At 64.7% G+C, this 17,573-nt stretch carries 8 protein-coding genes and 2 pseudogenes; 7 read left to right on the plus strand and 3 right to left on the minus strand.

All coding sequences use genetic code 11. The annotated features are described in order from the left end of the window. Nucleotides 1–75: 75 nt before the first annotated feature. The 5 genes from XAXN_RS14125 (at nt 76) to XAXN_RS14145 (ending at nt 7,082) form a co-directional block, all read left to right on the plus strand. Nucleotides 76–1,857: an autotransporter assembly complex protein TamA gene (locus tag XAXN_RS14125; protein ID WP_054320005.1), complete on the plus strand. Its 1,782-nt coding sequence runs from the start codon at nt 76–78 to the stop codon at nt 1,855–1,857. Then, nucleotides 1,854–5,714 (plus strand): translocation/assembly module TamB domain-containing protein, encoded by a 3,861-nt coding sequence (locus XAXN_RS14130; RefSeq protein WP_054320006.1) that lies wholly within the window; start codon nt 1,854–1,856, stop codon nt 5,712–5,714. Before XAXN_RS14125 ends, XAXN_RS14130 begins: the two co-directional genes overlap by 4 nt. A 271-nt stretch (nt 5,715–5,985) precedes the next feature. Next, nucleotides 5,986–6,414 (plus strand): hypothetical protein, encoded by a 429-nt coding sequence (locus XAXN_RS14135; RefSeq protein ID WP_054320007.1) that lies wholly within the window; start codon nt 5,986–5,988, stop codon nt 6,412–6,414. Nucleotides 6,415–6,424: 10 nt separating this feature from the next. Then, nucleotides 6,425–6,874, plus strand: a complete 450-nt coding sequence (locus XAXN_RS14140; RefSeq protein ID WP_054320008.1) for a 3-dehydroquinate dehydratase — start codon at nt 6,425–6,427, stop codon at nt 6,872–6,874. Beyond that, nucleotides 6,855–7,082 carry a hypothetical protein gene (locus XAXN_RS14145; protein WP_054320009.1) on the plus strand — a complete coding sequence of 76 codons (228 nt, stop codon included), beginning with the start codon at nt 6,855–6,857 and terminating at the stop codon, nt 7,080–7,082. The genes XAXN_RS14140 and XAXN_RS14145 overlap by 20 nt, the downstream gene beginning before the upstream one ends. 326 nt (nt 7,083–7,408) lie before the next feature. On the opposite strand, the gene XAXN_RS14150 is transcribed toward XAXN_RS14145, so the two are convergent. Together XAXN_RS14150 and XAXN_RS14155 are read right to left on the minus strand one after the other, a co-directional pair. Continuing rightward, the gene (locus XAXN_RS14150; RefSeq protein WP_054320010.1) at nt 7,409–9,139 is read right to left on the minus strand and encodes an outer membrane protein assembly factor BamB family protein; all 1,731 of its coding nucleotides are present in this window, start codon (nt 9,137–9,139) and stop codon (nt 7,409–7,411) included. An 830-nt stretch (nt 9,140–9,969) separates the two neighbouring features. After that, on the minus strand, nt 9,970–10,554 hold the full coding sequence (locus XAXN_RS14155) for a gluconokinase (RefSeq protein WP_054320011.1): 585 nt from the start codon (nt 10,552–10,554) through the stop codon (nt 9,970–9,972). A gap of 156 nt (nt 10,555–10,710) precedes the next feature. Here XAXN_RS14155 and XAXN_RS14160 point away from each other — a divergent pair, with 156 nt between their 5' ends. After that, a complete protein-coding gene (locus XAXN_RS14160; RefSeq protein WP_054320012.1) occupies nt 10,711–12,087 on the plus strand; it encodes an MFS transporter in 1,377 nt (458 codons plus the stop codon). A 2-nt stretch (nt 12,088–12,089) separates the two neighbouring features. Further along, nucleotides 12,090–14,490, plus strand: a pseudogene (locus XAXN_RS14165) (GH36-type glycosyl hydrolase domain-containing protein); the annotation flags it as partial. A gap of 91 nt (nt 14,491–14,581) precedes the next feature. On the opposite strand, the pseudogene XAXN_RS14170 reads toward XAXN_RS14165, so the two are convergent. Then, a pseudogene (locus tag XAXN_RS14170) lies at nt 14,582–17,212 on the minus strand (glycosyl hydrolase 115 family protein). Between the last annotated feature and the right edge of the window lie 361 nt (nt 17,213–17,573).

Here is a 17,573-nt window from a genome sequence, read left to right on the forward strand (position 1 = left end):
CCGACTTTACCCAGTACAGTCACGCTCGTCTAAGGTTTTTTGTGTCTTCACACAGGCGCTAGGTATTCTTGCTCGATGCTCAAAGTCGCGTTTGCTCTTTCCTTGTTCTGCGTCGTCCTGTTGCCCCTGCCGGTGCTGGCCCGCGGAACGATCGACAAGATCGAGATCAAGGGGCTGGATGCTCGCGACGATGCGGAGATGATCGAGAACATCGAGGTATCGCTGTCTCTGTATGAGGCCGTTGGCAAGGACCAGGGCGAGTCGCGTCTGGAGTACCTGCTGGCGCAAGCCGAACGGCAAACGCGTGAGGCATTGGAGCCATTCGGTTACTACAGCCCCACCATCGACATTGCCGCCCCGCGCAATGGCGATCGCCTCACGGTGGTGATCACCGTGCAGCGTGGCGAACCGGTGCGCGTGCGGAACTCGCATATCGCCCTGACTGGCTGGGCAGAGGACGATCGCTATCTTGGCGAAGACCTCAAGCGTTTCGAGCCGCGTCCGGGGCAGGTGTTCAGTCATCCCGAGTACGAAGCCAGCAAGGTGCGCATCACGCGTCGCCTGGCCGAGCGTGGCTATTTCGATGCCGACTTCACCCAGCGCCGCGTTGCGATCACGCGCGCCGAGCATGCGGCCGATATCGACCTGAGCTGGGACAGCGGCCGTCGCTACGATATGGGCAAGGTGCGTTTCGACTACGACTACTTTCGCGAGGGCCTGTTCGATCCGCTGGTCTACTGGGACGAAGGCAGTTATTACCACGAAGGCAAGCTGGATCGCCTGCGCGAGTCGCTGACCAAGCTCGATTACTTCAGCACCATCGACATCCAGCCCAAGCCGGAGGAGGCCGACGACCAGGGCCGTGTGCCGATAGACGTCAAGTTGACCCGTGCCAAGCGCACCATCTATACCGCCGGTCTGAGCTACGGCAGCGAAAGCGGCGCCGGTGTGCGCGGCGGGCTCGAGCGGCGTTACGTCAATGCGCGTGGCCACAAGATGGACACGCAGTTGGACTATGCGCAGAAACGCAAGAGCCTGACCACCAGCTACCGCGTGCCGGCGTTCCGTTGGCTGGATGGCTGGTACACCGCCTCGGCGCGGCTGTACGACGAGCAGACCGAGTACATCGATCTGCGCAACGTCAAACTCACCGGCAGCCGCAGCGGCCAGATCAACGAGCGCTGGAGCGCGATCGCCTCGATCAACGCCTTGCGCGAGCGTTGGCGGTTCAGCAGCGGCGACGATTTCGAAGGCGCGGTGTACGAGACTTCCACCCTGATCTATCCGCAGTTGCAGGCCAACTACGTCAACGTCGACGACCGGCTGTTTCCGCGCAGTGGCGTGTCGGCGCAGATGTTTATCCGTGGCGGCGCCGAAGGTGCCGGCTCGGACACCAACTTCGGCCAGCTGTATGGCCAGCTACGCTGGTTTCTGGGCGCCGGCGACAACAGCCGGTTGATCCTGCGTGGCGAAGGCGGCACCACCTGGACCAGCGATCTGGTGGCGATGCCGCCGAGCCTGCGCTTCTTCGCCGGTGGCGCGAACAGCATCCGCGGTTATGCGTTCCGCGAGGTCGGCCCGCGCACGCCCAAGCCTGACGAATTCGCGCTGGGTGCCAAGAACGTGGTCACCGCCAGTGCCGAGTACGAGCATTACCTCAAGGGCGGCCCCTGGGGCATAGCGGTGTTCGTCGATGGCGGCAGCGCCTTCGATGACCGGCCTGACTGGCACACCGGTGTTGGCTTTGGCTTGCGTTGGCGCTCGCCGGTGGGCCCGGTGCGCGTGGATATCGCGCATGGCTTGAACGACCCCGACTCGCAGTTTCAGCTCTACATCGATATCGGGGCCAACCTGTGAGCGCACCCTCACCAACGCCGCCGGCCGCAGCGCGTCCGCGCTTCTATCGCCGGCGCCGGTTCTGGGTGGGCTCGGGCCTGACCGTGCTCGGGCTGGTGCTGCTGGCCTTGATCGCGATCTATTGGCTGCTGCAGACCGTGGCCGGGCGCGATGTGTTGCTGGCGCAGGTTGTGGCGCGCCTGCCGGTGGGCGCCACCTTTACCTACGGTAAGGTCGAAGGCCCGGTCGCCGGCCCGCTGACCTTGCGCGATGTGGATTTCCATTATCAGGACATCCACTTCACTGCAGAGCGCGTGTATCTGGAGCCGGACCTGCGCCCGCTGCTGGGGCGCAAGCTGCAGCTGGATGCGGTGCAGGTCAGTAACGCCACGTTGAATCTGGGCAAGAGCGAGGAACCGTTCACCCTGCCCAGCTGGCCCGAGTCGCTGCCGCAGATCAACGTACCCCTGGCGATCCAGGCCGACAAGATCGATGTGCAGAACCTGCGCATCACCCAGCTGCAGCAGCCGATGATCGTGCTGCACAAGGTGCAGGGCGGGCTCGAGGTGGCCACCGGCGAGCTGCGCACGCGCGATCTGGTGATCGACACCGACATGGGCGACTTCCGCCTGCACGGCGATTACCTGCCCAACGACGACTACCGCGCCGACCTGACCGCCACTGCAGTGCTACCGGCCGCACGCGGGCGCACCCCGGCCAGCGTGGGGCTGGTGGCACGCGGGGATCTGGACAAGATGGAAGTGGCCATCGCCGGCCGGGCGCCGGCGCCGCTGCAGGCCAGCCTGGTGTTCACCGGCCGCGACGACCCGACCTGGGCGTTCAAGGCGGTGACCGAAGCACTGGATACCTCGCTGTTGATTCCGGCCGCGGAGGGGCAAGCCAATCCGCCTGCCACGCCGATCGCGCTGAACCTGCAAGCATCCGGCAAGGGCGGCAAGGCCGATCTGCACGGCAGCATCAAGCAAGGAGAGCTGAGCGCCACGCTGCAGCCCTCGCATGTTCGCCTGGCCGAGCAAGTCCTCACCGTCGAACCGTTGGTGATCGACACCTTCGAAGGCCGCACGCAACTGCGCGGCACCGCCGATTTCCGCGATACCCAGAATCCGAGTTTCCGGTTTGCGGTCAACGCCAGCGGCCTGCGCTTCACCCCGGCCGCGGATCCGGCCACGCCGGACGCCCCGCTGGTGCCGGTGGAGTTGAAAGACGCACGCCTGGGCGTGGCCGGCACCTTGCGGGCGTGGGCCGCGATCGGCCGCGCTACCGTCGAGCGCGACGGGCAGCAGGCCGAACTAGTGTTCGACAGCCGCGGCAACGACCAACGTGCGCAGCTCAAGCAGGTGCGGGCGAAAACGCCCGGCGGCTCGCTGGACCTTAGCGGTGAAGTGGGCTGGGGGCCGGAGCTGCAATGGGATGTCAGCGCGCAACTGGCCAAGTTCGACCCGGGCTATTTCGCGCCGGGCTGGAACGGCAACCTGTCCGGCAAGATCGCGTCCAAGGGTCTCCAATTGCCGGCACCTGTTGGCGGCGTTTCGCCGGGGTTCGAGGCCACTGCGGACATTCCCAGCCTGGCCGGCCAGCTGCGTCAACGCGCGCTGTCGGCCAACGGCAAGTTCGCGTTGCGCGGCGAACAGGGCGAAGGCGAGCTGCAACTGGCGATGGGCAATAGCCGCATCACCGCCAAGGGCAAGGTGGGCGACCAGCTCGATATCGCTGCGCAGTTGCAGCCGTTGCAGCTGGACGATGTCATGCCCGGTGCCACCGGCGTGGTGCGTGGGCAACTGCAGGTCAGCGGCAAGCGCGATGCGCCGGACATCACCGCCGACATTGCCGGCAACGGGCTGCGTTGGGACACCTATAGCGCCCAGAGCCTCAGCCTGCGTGGACGGCTGCCGTGGCGCGGCAGCGATGGCCAACTGATATTGCAAGGCACCGGCATCGAAGCCGGTGCAGTGCTCGACAGCGTGCGCGTGCAGGCGCGTGGCGCGGTGGAAGCCTTGCGGCTGGATGCCGACATCGCCAACAGCATGGCCAGCGTTGCCCTGCAGGGCGATGTGCGGCGCAACGGCGAGTGCTGGCAGGGTCAGGTCGTCACGCTGCGGATCGTACCGGCCAAGGGGGATGCCTGGGCACTGCGTCAGCCGGCGCAGTTCAGCACCGACGGCGCGGCCTTCACCCTGTCCGACACCTGCCTGGGCGCGGCCACCGGTGGCGCGCTGTGCGCCAGCGCCAACTGGCCGCGCGAGGGCATGGTGGTGCACGGCGATGCATTGCCGCTGTCGCTGGTGCAGCCGTGGCTGCCCAAACAGGAAGGCCGGCAGATCTACCTGCGTGGCGAGCTGTCGCTGGACGGCAGCTTCAAGCCGCGCGGCAACGCGTGGGAAGGCAGCCTGCGCATTGCTTCGCCCGAAGGCGGCATTCGCCTGGGCGAAACCCGTTATGCGGCAGTGGCCGGCAATCCCAATCGCGGCGAGTTGCTGCGCTACGACCAATTCAGCATGCAGGCCGATTTCACCCAGCAACAGATCCAGGCCAAGCTGGGTATCGGCTTCCAGGGCGCGGGCTTTGTCGACGCCAAGTTCAACACCGGCTGGGATGCGTACGCACCGCTCAACGGCGAGCTGTATCTGAATATGTCGCGGCTGTACTGGCTGGAACTGGTGATTGCCGACGTGGTGCGGCCGAAGGGGTTGGTCGAAGGCCACGTGAGCCTGCGCGGCACCCGCGACAAACCGCTGCTCGGCGGCGATGCCACCTTGAGCGATTTCACTGCCGAATACCCGTCGATGGGTTTGACGCTGAGCGAGGGCAAGGGCCGCTTCGACGCGCTGCCGGATGGCTCGGCCAAGATCACCGCTTCGGCCAAGTCCGGTCCCGGCACGCTCACCGTCGATGGCGGATTGTCGTGGTTCGGTACCAGCAAGCCGCTGCTGCTCAATATCCGCGGCGACAACGTGCTGGCCTACAACACCAGCGAGCTGCGCATCATCGCCAACCCGGACATGCAGTTCGGCATTACCGACAACACCATGCAGTTGCGCGGCAAGGTCACCGTGCCCGAAGCGGATATCGACCTGGAACGCCTGGACCGTGGCACCTCGGTGTCCGAAGACGTGGTGGTACTGGATCCGGTGGACCCCGAACAAACCCCGGCCTCGCCACTGGATATGGACCTGGCCATCGTGCTCGGCGACAAGGTCAACATGAGCGGCTTCGGCCTCAAGGGCGGGCTGAGCGGGCAGATGCAGATCCGCGCCCGCCCGGGCCGCGAAATGATCGCCAACGGCGGGCTGGATGTGCGTGGCCGCTACAAGGCCTATGGCCAGGATCTGACCATCAGCCGCGGCCAGCTGACCTGGAACAACAACATCGTGTCCGACCCGCGCGTGAGCCTGCGCGCCGAACGCAGGATCGGCGACGTCACCGCCGGCATCGACGTCAGCGGCCGCGCCGAATCGCCGCGCGCTGACGTCTGGTCGGAGCCGGCGATGTCGCAATCCGAAGCGCTTTCGTACCTGGTGCTCGGCCGCGGCCTGTCCACCGCCAGCAGCGACGAAACCCAACAGGTCAGCGCCGCTTCGGCGGCACTGTCGGCCGGCAGCAGCCTGATCGCCTCGCAGATCGGCGCCAAGCTCGGCCTGGACGACGCTGGCGTCAGCCAATCCAGCACCCTGGGCGGCTCGGTGGTGGGCTTCGGCAAATATCTCTCGCCCAAGCTCTACGTCGGTTACGGTGTCTCGATGGTCGGCAGCGGCTCGGTGCTGACGCTGAAATACCTGCTCAGCCGAGGGTTCGATATTGAAGCCGAATCCAGCACGGTGGAGACCAAGGGGTCGGTGAATTGGCGGCGGGAGAAGTAGGCCCGACCTCAGTTGGCACAAGCGGCTGGTCCATCTGCGGCGTCTGCTGTCGCTTGTGTGCAGCTCTTGTTGCATGGGTGGAGGATTGCGCCGCTTGCATCTGCTTTACCTGCGCTGCGCAGCGGCATCAGTGGCGCGTTGGATTGTTTCTACTGGTGAAAGCGCGCCATTACGCACTCTTTATGCCCACCCAGCGGCGCGCCAATAGCGCCTTTATGCCTGCCAGGCCTACCTTGGCACTCCCGCACTGTGGTGCGTTGAGCCGAACACGATGTATATCCTGATTTTGCGTGGTCCCCAGGCTGATGCGGCGCCGTTGATGCCGATGCCATTGCCCGCGTGCGCCGGGCGTGCGTTGCGCACGCTGGCGTGTGCCGATGTGGATCGCTTGATTGCCGAATTGCATGCGGCCGGTGGCGATGCCGAGGTGGAGCTGGTGTTGCTGGATTCGGGCGATCTGCCGTTGTCCGAGCGCAGCTGCGCGCGGGCCTTGCGGGCAGCCGTGGACGCGTTGCCCACGCCGTATATCGAGCTGCATACCGATGCCGATCAGGAGCTGGAGCCGTGGCTGCATGCGCAGCATGCGCCGTTGGCGGTGGTGATCACGCCACACGATGCGCCGCGTGCATATGCGATGTCGCTCGGCATTGCTGCACGGTGTCTGCCGCCGATGCACGCGCCACTGCGCGTTGCTGCCTGAGGAGTCCGCCATGTCGATCATGATCATGCGTGGGCCGGAGGCGGCGATGCCGCTGGTGCGTGGGCCGCAGCCGTTGCCGCGCGCCGTCATTCGCCAATTGGTGGTCTGTGCCGCGGACGCGGGCAAGACGGTGGCATTGCGTGCCTGTGGCTCGGAACAGGAACTGCTGGATGCGCTGCGCGTGGCCGGCCAGGCGCGCATGGAGATCGCGCTGATCGATCCGGGCAGTTGCGTTGACAGTGCGCGGTTGCATCGCGTGCTCAAAGACCTGCCGTACCCCTATGTCGAAACGCACGATGACAGCGTGGATCGCCCGGAACGCTGCCTGCCGCATGGTCTGGGGCAGTGCATCGCCACGGTGCGTGGGTACTGCGCGCAGAGCTATCTGCTGGGGCTGGAGATCGCGCTGGAACATCTGGGCTGCACGGAGATTCAGGGCGATGTCCACGTCGGGACCTGAGCGGCGCCAGCTGCATTACTTCGCCGATTACGAGGGCTACTGCGACGGTCGGCCGGTGCTGTGGGGGCAACTGGCGCATAGCGTGGACGTACCGGCCGATGGCGAGCTGGACGCAGTCGCGCTGGTGCGCACGCTGCGCCGGCGTGCGGCCGAGGCGCACGGCCTGGAAGCAGGGCAGATTCGGTTATGTCAGGTCACGCGGCTGTAGCCGCGAACTTGCAGCCGCGAACACCATGACGGCGCAGCCACCAGGCGGATGCATCCGCTGCTGGGTGTGGCGTGTAGCACGTGGACGCAGCGGTCGTTGCGCACTGTCCATCCTCAACTTACAACCGCTCGTGACGCTTTGTTGGCCACTCTTTTGTGCTTAGCGCGCGGGCATGTGGCTGCAGGTGCTGCACGGAGCGAGCCAAGCCCAGCGCCGCATCGTCTGGATGCCGAGTCCAACAACAGCCACTGAAAAGGCACTGCCGCCCGAAGGCGGCAGTGCCGTGTTTCAAACAGGACGCGGAATTGCCGTCCTGGGGATCCTGCTTACTTGGCTGCTGCGTTATCCGGCACGAACTTGATCAGCTGGCTGCCGGTGGCCGCGGTGCCGAAGTTGAAGCGGCCGTAGCCGGCGCCCCAGTACAACGCGCCGTTGACGATGGCCGGCGAACTGATCACCGAGCCGCTGGCGTTGTAGTTCCACACGGTGGCACCGGTGTCGGCGTCCAAGGCGACCATATTGCCCGCCATCGAGCCGGCGTACAGCAGGTTTGGCGAGACCGTCAGCGAGCCCTGGCCGCCTGCCGGCACGGTCGGGTTCACCGGGTTGATGCCGGGTACCTTGACCTGCCACTTGATCTTGCCGGTCGCCGCGTCCAGCGCGGCCCACGAGCCGCCGTTATGGGTCTGCACGTTCGCCGGCCCCAGCGTATAGGTCGCGTTGGAGTTGTTGTTGATGGCCACGTAGACCTGCGACTTGTACGGGTCGAACGCGGTACCCCATTCCACGCCGCCGGTGGTGCCGCCGGGGCCGACCTGGGTCGACCACACCTTGGCGCCGGTCTTGGCGTCGAAGGCCCAGTAGATGCCGCTCTTCTGACCGGCACCGACCAACTGTTGCAACTTGCCGTTGTGCGGCACTGCAAACAGTTGCACGCCCGCACCGCCAAAGTCGTAATCCGGGCCGGTCAGGTTGGTCGCCTGCGTGTTGGGGCACAGACCGTTGGTCGGCGCCACGATGCAGGACAGGTTCCAGGCATCGTAGCCCTGTGCACGGTTGGCCCAGATCAGTTTGCCGTTATCCAGGTTCAACGAAATCACCGAATCGACGTAGTTGTCCGGCGCCATGCAGTTGAGTTCATCCTGCACGGTGAGTTCGCTGCCGCGATAGGACCGCGCGTTGGAGATGCAGTTACCCACGCCCTGCGGAATGTTGTAGTTGTTGCCGGTACCGAAATACAGGCGACGGCTGATCGGATCGATGGCCACCTGGCCCCACACCGAGGCGCCGGTGTAGCCCTCGGGCGCGGTGTAGAATTGCCACACCTTCTTGCCGGTATTCAGATCCACCGCCACGACGCTGCCGCGGAAACTGAAGGTGTGGTTGGCCGCCAGATTGCCCCAGTCGCCGGATGACACGCCTACGTAGATGCGGTTGCCGTAGATGACCGGCGAGGAGGTGATGCGCGCCTGCGGGTTGGCTTCCACCGTGGTCTTCCACAACAGCTTGCCGGTCTTCTTGTCCAGCGCCAGCAAGGTGCCGGCGACCTGGTCGCCCACGATGATGCTCTTGGCGCTGATGGCCGGCGTGTTGCGCGTCACCGAGTTGGCGTTGCCGGTGTAATCGGACAGCTTGGCTTGCCAGTTGGGCTTACCGGTTTGCGTGTCCACGCTGTACAGCGTGCCACCCCAATCGGGCACATATAAGGTGCCGCCTTCGACGCTGGGCGTGGCCGAGATATCACCGGTGGTGGTCAGGGTCCACGCCGGCTTGAGGGTCTTGGCGGTGGTGCGATTGATCTTCCACTCGCCCGGTGCGAAACGCGAATTCAAGTAGCCGCCACCGGCGGTGGTCCAGTTGCTGGGGCTGGCGAAGGGGAGGTCTTGACCGAAGCTGCGCCAGACTTGGCCGGAGCGTGCGAATGCCTCGGTATCCAGGGACGATACCGGCTGTTGCGCGGTGGTGGCGCCAGACTGCGCAAAAGCCACGGCACTGACGAGCAGGCAAGGAACGAGCGTCAAACTGCGAAACCGCAAACGGCGTTTGGGATTGGTCATCACGGGATGTCCTAGATGGAAGGAAGCGTTGGATCCCCCCCCGGATCTGCTGACGAACGATGGACGATTGACGTGACCACGCAACACCTGCGCGGCGCTGCATTCAGACAGCGGTCGGGTCCGTTTGCATCTGGCGCCACCAGCTTGAAAAATTTGCGTTCAACCGGTTCGCTATTCGCACGAATCGTGATGATTCATCACTAACTTGCGCGATTGCGATAGAAAAAATGATTGTGCGGCCTTGGCCGAAGAGGCGCTGATGATGGTGGTTTGCGTGAAGTAACCAGGAAATTTCGCGCTACCTTGTGTGGTGGGTGTTTGCTGCAATGGAAGTGCGCGATAGGCGGTGCGCGACGAGAACCAGGTGCGCGAGTCGGCGGTCGATTGCGGCGTCCTGCGGCACGTAGCGAGTGGACGTGCGGGCTCGGTACTGTGGCTGATTGCGCTGCGCGTTGCCGATCGTGCGGCGGGCGGAGGCGGCGAGATGAGTGATGCAGGTGGGGCCGTACCCTCATCCGCCCCTTCGGGGCACCTTCTCCCGGCGGGAGAAGGGAATGGCGCGTTGCTGGTGCGGGCACTGCCGCAACGTGCGGCTATGTGGATGCGCGCTGGATGCGTAAGCTAGCGCGACAGCAGATGTTTCGTGCCACGCGGTTGTGTGCATCGCCTCTGTGCACTGCGGTCTGCGTGTCGCGCTATCGCTTTGGTTGCCCATCTCGGCACGGAAGCGGCAGCCTCGTGACGCACAACGCACAACGCACAACGCACAACGCACAATAACGGCCTAGACGGCACGCACCGCACGCATCACGCACATCTTGCGGGTCCGCTTACACGCGTTCCGATGCGCGTGAAGCATGTTGCACTGTAGCGGCATCGATCGCTGCCAGCTGTGCGATCGCATCCCGCACAACCGCAGGCACGCTGGCATCCACGTCCACCGACACCACGTCCGCTTCGTCCAGCGGCCGCTCCAACGTCTGCAGCTGGCTGTCGAGCAACGTAGGTGGCATGAAGTGGCCTGCGCGGGTGCTCAGGCGCGCGGCGATCACGTGCGGGGCTGCATGCAGGAACACGAAGCGCATCGGCACGCCGCTGTTGCGCAGCAATTGGCGATGCGCGCTGCGCAAACCGGAGAAGGCCAGCACCACCGATTCGCCGGCCTGCACGCAATCGCGCAGTGTGGCCGACAGCAGTTCTACCCACGGCAGACGCATCGCGTCGGTGAGCGGTTGGCCGGCCGCCATCTGCGCGCGTGCTGCCACGCTGTGGTAGTCGTCGGCATCCAGAAAACGGAAGTGGTAATGCGCTGCCAGCGCTTGTGCAATGGTGGTCTTGCCGCTGCCCGACACGCCCATCACCACGATGGCAAGCGGCGAAGCGGACGCGGGCGTGGCATGTGCGGCGGTATTCATCACGTCAGGTTATATCTCTGGATCGATTCGGCATTCGAATGGATTCACGTTGGCGGCAGCCGATGCGTGGTGTAGCGTCGGCGCTCCTCGCCAGGTGCGCGGGCACCCAGCGTAACGGCGTGCTCGGCCGGGTACAACGCATTTGAAGGTGTGTTGATGACGTCATCGCCCGCAACGTCTCCTGCATCGGCGCGCCTGCGCTGGCGCGAAAAGCTGGGCTATGGCGCCGGCGATCTGGGCCTCAATCTGTACTGGGCCAACATCTCGGCGTTCTTGCTGATCTTCTACACCGACACCATGCACCTGCCGGCGGCTGCAGTCGGCACCATGATCCTGTTGACCAAGATCGCCGATGCGATCGCCGACCCGGCGATGGGCGCATTGGCCGACCGTACGCGTAGTCGGCTTGGCAAGTTCCGCCCGTATCTGCTGTGGGGCGCGCTGCCGATGGCCGCTGCCGGCGTGCTTGCCTACACCACGCCGGATCTGGACCAACATGGGCGCATGTGGTGGGCCACGATCACCTTCCTGGTGATGATGCTGGCGTACACGGTGGTGAGCATTCCGTATTCGGCGTTATCCGGCGTGATCACCGCCGACAGCCAGCAGCGCACCGGCCTGATCAGCCTGCGCTTCATCGGCGCGTTCGCAGGGACCACGCTGGTCAACTACTTCACGATGGACCTGGTGCGCTGGTTCGGCGACGGCAACGATGCGCTGGGATGGCAACGCACGATGATGCTGTACGGCGCGGTGGCGCTGGCGTTGTTCGTCACCGTGGCATCGACCACGCGCGAGCGCGTGCAGCCGCCGCCGCAACAACGCACACCGATTCGTCGCGACATCGCCGACGTGCTGCACAACAAACCGTGGTGCGTACTGTTCGTGCTGTCGTTGATCATCACGATCACCATGCGCGGCGGTGCGGGCGTGTACTACCTCAAGTACTACGTACAACGCCCGGATCTGGTCGGCCTGTTTCTGGGCAGCTATTCGGTGGCCTTGGGCGTGGGTGCGGCCATCACGCCGCTGCTGACGCGGCGCTGGGACAAGCGCCAGCTGATGTTCTGGCTGATGGTGCTTGTCGGCCTGCTGAGCTGTGCGATGTTTTTCGTGCCTGCCCATGCGGTGTGGGCGGTGTTTGCCTTGAACATGCTGATCGGCCTGGCGCTGGGGCCGAAATCGCCGTTGGCGTTTTCGATGTATGCCGACAGCGCCGACTACACCGAATGGCGCACCGGCCGCCGTGCCACGGCGATGACGTTCGCCGCTGCGACGTTTTCGCAAAAGCTCGGCGGGGCGTTGGCCTCGGCCGGCATTGCCTGGGGGCTGGCTGCAATGGGCTATGTCGCCAACACCGCGCAGTCCACCGGGTCGTTGACCGGCATCGTGCTGCTGCTGACAGTGATTCCTGGTGCGGTTGCGCTACTGGCGGCCTGGACCATGCGTTTTTATCCGCTGGACGACGGGCTGTTGAACCGCATCCAGCACGAACTGGCCGCGCGCAAGCGCGACGAACCGGAGCACCCCTGACCGTGTCTGCAACGCCTCCCGCCACGTCCGATGCGCTGTCCAGCTTGATGGCGCCCAGCGCCGATGGTGCGCGCTATGCGCTCTACAGCCCCACTGCAATGCCCAATGCCGGCTGCTTCTTGTGGAACCGCCGCATGATGGTGCAGCTGACCTGCCGCGGTTATGCCACCGGCCAGTTCATGCAGCCGGAGCCATCGAAGTACGCGCATGCGCCGATGCTGGAAGCGCGCAATTTCATGATGCCGGAGCAGCCCTACTACGCGCATCATCCCGGGCGGTTTTTCTATCTCAAGGACTGAAGACACCGGCGCGTTGTATTCGGTGCCGCATGAGCCGGTGCGCGCGCAGCCGCAGGCGTTCGAGTTCTTTGCCGGCAAGCACGATGTGCGCTGGCGGGTGCGCCATGACGATGTTGTGGTGGAGTTGTGCGTTTCCCTACCCACCGACGATGCGGTGGAGCTGTGGGAATGTCGTGTGCACAACCTGTCCGGGCGCGCGCGCAAGCTGAGCATTTATGCTTATTTCCCGGTCGGCTACATGTCGTGGATGCATCAATCCGGCGGTTACGAACCGGGCTTGGGTGCAATCGTCTGCCGTAGCGTGGCGCCGTATCAAAAGGTGGACGATTACTTCCGCCAGCGCGATTTCAAGGACTGCACCTTCCTGCTGCACGAGCAGACGCCGGTGGCCTGGGAGGCGCAGCAGATGGCATTCGAAGGCGAGGGTGGCCTGCACGCACCATCGGCCGTGCAGGCCGAGCAGCTGGGCAACCACGATGCGCATTACGAAACGCCGGCCGCAGCGTTGCAATACCGGCTGACACTGGAAGCCGATGCGGCCAGCGTGTATCGGTTCGCATTCGGGCCGGCCAAGGACGACGCCGAAATTGCCGCATTGCGGGCGCGCTATCTCTCCGAAGCCGGCTTCGCCCAGGCGGCGCGTGGGTATGCGGACTATCTGCAGGCCGGCCGTGGCTGCGTGCAGATCGCAACACCCGATGCGGCGCTGGACAATCTGGTCAACCATTGGTTGCCGCGCCAGGTGTTCTATCACGGCGACGTCAATCGCCTGACCACCGATCCGCAGACGCGCAATTATCTGCAGGACCATATGGGCATGGCCTACCTGCAGCCTGCCACCGCACGCGCGTCGCTGCTGCATGCCCTGTCGCAGCAGGAGCCCAGCGGCGCAATGCCGGACGGCATCTTGCTGGTAGAAGGTGCCGAGCTCAAATACATCAACCAGGTGCCGCATACCGACCACTGCGTGTGGTTGCCGATCTTCCTGAGCGCGTATCTGGCCGAAACCGGCGATACCAGCATCCTGGACGCGATCGTGGAAACCCATGACGGGCAGCGCCTGAGCGTGGCCGAGCGCCTGGATGCGGCCATGCAGTGGCTGCTGGATGCGCGCGATGCACGTGGGTTGAGTTTCATCGCCCAGGGCGATTGGTGCGACCCGATGAACATGGTCGGCTGGCGCGGCAAGGGTGTGTCCGGCTGGCTCACCATGGCCACCGCGTATGCAGTGCGCCTGTGGGCGGACATCTGTGCTGCGCACGGACGCAGCGCACAGGCGGACAGGTTTGGCGAGGCGGTGGGCGCGGTCAATGCCGATGCCAACCGCGAGCTGTGGGACGGCAACTGGTACGCGCGCGGCATCACCGACGACGGTGTACGCTTCGGCATTGCCGACGATGTGGAAGGGCGCATCTATCTCAATCCGCAGAGTTTCGCGCTGCTGGCCGGCACCGCCGATGCGCAGCAACGTGCGGCGCTGCTGGAGGCGGTGCGCGCGCAGCTGCACACACCGTATGGCCCGGTGATGCTGGCGCCGGCCTATACGCACATGCGTGACGACGTAGGGCGGCTGACGCAGAAGTGGCCGGGTGCGGCGGAAAACGGTGCGGTGTACAACCACGCGGTGGCATTCTATTTGTACAGCCTGTACCAGATTGGCGAGGCCGACCGCGCTTGGGAGATCCTGCGCGCATTGCTGCCGGGGCCAACCCGCGAGGATGTGCTGCAGCGCGGCCATCTGCCAGTATCGTTGCCCAACTACTACCGAGGCGCGTGGCATCAATACCCGCGCACAGCCGGGCGTTCGAGCCAGCTGTTCAACACCGGCACGGTGGCGTGGGTGTATCGCTGCGTGCTGGAGGGCTTGTTCGGGCTGGTGGGGCAGGGCGATGCGCTGGCGATCCGTCCACAGCTGCCGTCGCACTGGCCGCACGCGCGTGCCAAGCGCCAGTTTCGTGGTGCCGACTTCGACGTCACGCTGACGCGCAAGCCCGGCCGCACCGCGATGGAAGTGCTGGTCGATGGCGAACCCTGTCCGGAGCAGCGCATTGGCAACATCGTGCGCGGGCAGGTGTATCGGGTCGAGGTACGGCTGCCCGGTTGAGGTGAGCGCGCAGGTCGCTCGCCGTGTCAGCGCGGGCGGTGGCAATGAAAGCATCGGGAGCGCGCTCGGGACGCCCTCCAGCGGGTGTGCGTCAGCGTGTCGGCGCTGGCCCCAGATAGGACACAGGCACCGGCACGGTGCTCAGCACGAGCTTCTCCAGAACGATGTTGTCGTCGATCCGGAAGACCTTGATCGTGTGCCGACCCTTTGCCACCGTGCCCATCTGCGCCGACACGAACACCGCATTGTCCCGTACCGCGGTTGCCCAGGCTTTTTCGGCGGGCGTGTTCTGCGCCCCGCCGGTCGGGTGCAGCTCCGAACTGACGGTGGTCACCGGACCGTCGTCGATGGAGACGCCGAGGCGGAGTGGCCCGCGGTTGGACGTAGCTAGCGTGGGCGCAAGATACAGGCCGAGCGTTGCGGGGCCTGGCGTGGTGACCACCACGTCGTACTCGACTGCGACACGGTCTTCGGCCGTGGTGGCAGGCTGCCCCTGCGGCAGCGCGACCAGGGCGCCTTGCGTGCGCCCGAGCGCGGGGATCGCGGTCCATTGCAGCCCCTTGTTGGCGATGACCCGCGAGAACATGGGCGCTTCGAGCGAGACTACCCCTGGCGTTTGCGGGGCAGGCGGTGCGAACGCGATGGAGCGGGCGATCCGGTCGGGCGGCGTATCGCCGCCAACGCGGCTGATCGAGGGCATGGACTGCTGGGTCGGGTCGTTCCAGATCACATAGCTCATGTGGACCTGGTTCATCATGCCGTCCCATTTGCCGCCGTTGATTGCGTGGTAGCGCCGTGTCAGGGCCTTATCGCGCTCGAAGGTGTTTTCGACCATGTCGGCGAAATAGTTGGCACGTGCATCGTTGCGTGCGGCCAGGCGCTTGTTCCATGCAGCCGCGTAATAGAGCTGGTAAAGATTGGACACTGCCGCGATCGGGTATTCGATCAGCTGGTAATAGGCGTCTTGCTGGTCGGCCGGCAAACTCGCCTTGACGCCGAGCATGCGCTGCTCGAGCGCCTGCCATTGCGCAACGATGGCGCCAAACTCGCCGCCATCCAGCTTGGCTGGCGCACCTTCGCCCAGGGCGAAGCTGTCCCGATCGACCAATTCCGGCTTTCTCCGTGCAACCAGCATGCTGTAGCGGGTGATCAGCTCTCCGATACGTGCGGCATGCGCCGCGTCGAACGATTCCTGCGCCCATTGCTGCGGATACGCCGCAAGTGCGCCGGGCGTCATCGCTTCCGGATTCCAGGCCATCTTCAGGAAAAAGCTCAGTGGATATTCCATCGGTTTGATATCGCCGACGTTGACTACCCACAGTTGCCGTGCGCCGCGCTGATAGGCCAGATCCATCTGCTGCCAGATCTTTTCGATCTGATTGGTATTGATCCATTTGTAGTTGCGCGGCACCCCCACATAATCGAAGTGGTAGTACACGCCATAACCGCCGACGCGCTGCAGGTCGGTGACGGGAAGGCGGCGGATCTGGCCCCAGTTGTCGTCGGAAAACAGCAGCGTGACATCGTCGGGAACCTGCATTCCGTGGTCGTAGTAGTCCTGCACTTCCTTGTAAAGCGCCCACACCTGCGGCGTTTGCGCGGCCGGTGCCTTCGTGACATCGGCAATGATGGCGCGCTGGTCGGCCACGACTTTTCCAGCAAATGGCTGGCCGTGCTCTCGGCCATCGGTTCGTCGCCATCGCCGCGCATGCCGACGGTCACCAGGCTGTCGTAGCACTGACCGCCGCCCTTGGACATCAGCCGCGCAATGCCGCCCTTCCGGAAGGCACGCAAGTTGGCGGCATTGCTTGTGTAGTCCCAGGCACCGCCGCTGTTGGGGATGCTCTTGAGGTGCCACTCCTTCTGCGCGCGCATCATCGGCTCGTGATGGGAGGTACCCATGACGATGCCCATCTGATCGGCCAGCACCATGTTGTTGGGATCATCGACATTGAATGCCTTGCTCCACATCGCCGGCCACAGTTAGTTGGCCTTCATGCGAAGGCCCAGCTCGAAGACATGCGCGTACCTCTCCGAATTGACGCCACCGCATTTCTTCATCGCCCAGCCCTTCAAGGCAGGGTCTTCGTCGTTGATGAAGAAGCCGCGATAGCGCACCTTCGGCGCATCGGACACGCTGCCGCGGGTGATGAACAGGTTGGACCGGTGCGCCGTTGCGACGTCGGCAAACCAGTACCACGGCGACACGCCAATCTTCTCTGAGACATCGTAGGTACCGAATACTGCGCCACGGCGATCGGCGCCGACGATGACAAGCGCCCGATCGATCTGCGGCGTGGGGCGATCGACGACAATCTGCGTGTACGCCTCCCAGCGCTGCAGCAGGGGTGCGCCTGTCGATTTTCCCGGCGGCGATGAGCCTATCGATGATCGGGCTCCGGCCGAGCGTGCCAACGATCACGGCCGTTCCGTGGACGCCTGCCAGATCGGTAGTCACGCCACTGCTGCGGCCGGCGACCCGTTGCAGGTCGGCCGCGAAATTGTCGGCCACCGATCGCACGGCGGAATCTGCCGAGGCATCGACCACGACCGTGGCAGGTACTTCCGAGCGGATCAGCGCAAACGCACCGGCGCTGTCGCGTTCGCACACCGACGCCGGCGTGGTACACGCCCAGGCACCGTCGGCGGCGACGATCATCAGCAGGGATCGCACGCCCGATGGCGCAATGGACGAGATCTGGCTTCTTGCTTGAACGGACATGGGCTCTCCACACATGCGGTGCTGATTTCTGGATGGGTGCAACACACGTATCGACCGCACTGCCCAGCGACGGGCGCGGCCGATGCACCACCGGTATCCGCCACGCCTGCACGAGGGTCCGCGTTCCATCGCGGGGTGATGAACGCGCATTGCATTGCGGTGACTACCGTCGTTGCACTGCAACAGTCAATCGCATCACGCGGTGGCGCAGGCGATGACGTTGTGTGGCAGGCATTGCTGTCATGCAAGACGACATCGAGCAACGAAACGCTTGGGGCACATCGTCCGATTCAAGGTGGACAGACAGGATGGTGTGTTAGCGCTAACATCAAGCCTGCTGGCAAGCGCGGCTGCGGGGGGG

Origin of the sequence: Xanthomonas axonopodis, assembly GCF_001304695.1 — a bacterium.
Taxonomy (GTDB): Bacteria; Pseudomonadota; Gammaproteobacteria; order Xanthomonadales; family Xanthomonadaceae; genus Xanthomonas; species Xanthomonas axonopodis.

Excerpts from the sequence above, each read along its gene's own strand:
- XAXN_RS14135 (WP_054320007.1), top strand. The coding sequence starts at position 5,986 with ATGTATATCCTGATTTTGCGTGGTCCCCAGGCTGATGCGGCGCCGTTG.
- XAXN_RS14160 (WP_054320012.1), top strand. The coding sequence starts at position 10,711 with ATGACGTCATCGCCCGCAACGTCTCCTGCATCGGCGCGCCTGCGCTGG.
- XAXN_RS14145 (WP_054320009.1), top strand. The coding sequence starts at position 6,855 with ATGTCCACGTCGGGACCTGAGCGGCGCCAGCTGCATTACTTCGCCGAT.
- XAXN_RS14150 (WP_054320010.1), bottom strand. The coding sequence starts at position 9,139 with ATGACCAATCCCAAACGCCGTTTGCGGTTTCGCAGTTTGACGCTCGTT.
- XAXN_RS14155 (WP_054320011.1), bottom strand. The coding sequence starts at position 10,554 with ATGAATACCGCCGCACATGCCACGCCCGCGTCCGCTTCGCCGCTTGCC.
- XAXN_RS14125 (WP_054320005.1), top strand. The coding sequence starts at position 76 with ATGCTCAAAGTCGCGTTTGCTCTTTCCTTGTTCTGCGTCGTCCTGTTG.
- XAXN_RS14140 (WP_054320008.1), top strand. The coding sequence starts at position 6,425 with ATGTCGATCATGATCATGCGTGGGCCGGAGGCGGCGATGCCGCTGGTG.